Source organism: Micromonospora echinofusca, from assembly GCF_017614955.1.
Lineage (GTDB): Bacteria > Actinomycetota > Actinomycetes > Mycobacteriales > Micromonosporaceae > Micromonospora > Micromonospora echinofusca_A.
On sequence record NZ_WVUH01000641.1, the window covers coordinates 1 to 1,386 of the forward strand.

A 1,386-nucleotide genomic window follows, 5' to 3' on the forward strand; every position below is an offset into this window, starting at 1 on the left:
GGGTGGGGGTGGTGGTGCCGGGCCGCCCGGCCGAACCGACCACCCCGCTGATCCGGGAACTGCTGCGGCTCTGCGACGGCACCCGGGAGCCGGCCCGGCTCGCCGACGACGTCGGGGCCGTGGTCGGCCGGCAGGTCACCCTCGCCGAGGTGATGTCCGAACTGGACGGGATGTGCCGACGCCGGTGGATCGTCTGGCGCGTCGAGGTACCCGCCAGCGCCCACCCCGACCGGCACCTGCGGGAGACCCTGGACCGGGTCACCGACCCCGTGGTCCGGGACCGGGCCCTGGCCGGACTGGCGGTTCTGGAACGGGCCCGGGACCGGATCCGCGCGGCCCACCACGACGCCGACCGGCTCGCCGACGCGATGGCCGCCCTGGAGACCGATTTCGCCGCGCTGACCTCGACCACCGCCCAACGGTCGAAGAACGCCCGCACCGCGCCCTGCCGGGCCCTGGTCTACTCCGACGCCCGCCGTTCGGCCACCGTCCGGCTCGGCACCGCCGTCCTCGACGAACTCACCCCGCTGGCGCTCTGCCTGACCGCGGCCCGGTGGATGACCAACCGGTTCGCCGACGTCGTCGGTGAACGGATCCGCGCCGCCTACCACCGGCTGCACGTGCGGACGGGCCGGGTCGACCTGGGGTCATTGTGGTTCGAGTGCCTGCCGGTGCCCCACCCGGAGGCCACCCGCGACATCGACCGGATCCAGGCCGAACTGCGGGCCCACTGGCAGCGGATCATCGACGCCCCGGCCGGTGCGCGCCGGGTGCAGCTCTCCAGCGCCGACATCGCCGACCGGGTCCGGGAGACCTTCGACGAGCCGGGCCGGGGCTGGTCGATCGCCCGCTACATCAGCCCTGACGTGATCATCCTCGCCGAGGACGCCGAATCGGTGGAGCGCGGCGACTTCCAACTCGTACTGGGCGAACTGCACGTCGCGATGAACACCGTCGGCGCCTCGCTGTTCGTGATGCAGCATCCGGACGCCGGGGAACTGATCGACGAGACCAGCCGCGACTTTCCCGGGCCCCGGGTGATGCCCATGCTGCCCAAGGAGCAGCCGCCGAGATGGTCCACGCGCAGCCGACCCGCCCTGGTTCGGCCGGAGGACTACCTGGTCGCGTTGGTGGACCACACCGTCGACCCCCGGCGGCCGAGGACGGTGCTCAGTGCCGACGTGTCGGTGGTCGAACGGGACGACCGGCTGGTGGTGGTGCTGCCCGACGGGGCCGAGTTCGACGTGCTGGACGTCTTCGGCAACGCCCTGACCAACCGGGTGATGGACCGGTTCACCCTACGCGCCGACGCCGACCATTCGCCGCGGGTGACGGTGGACCGGATGGTGGTGGCGCGGGAGTCGTGGCGGTTCGTGGCGGGGGAGT

The 1,386-nt window shown here is 72.9% G+C and carries 1 protein-coding gene; it reads left to right on the forward strand.

Annotated elements, in window-relative coordinates:
- Positions 1–1,386, forward strand: a 1,386-nt coding sequence (locus tag GSF22_RS33540) for a lantibiotic dehydratase (RefSeq protein ID WP_208817911.1), incomplete at both ends; no start/stop codon positions are given.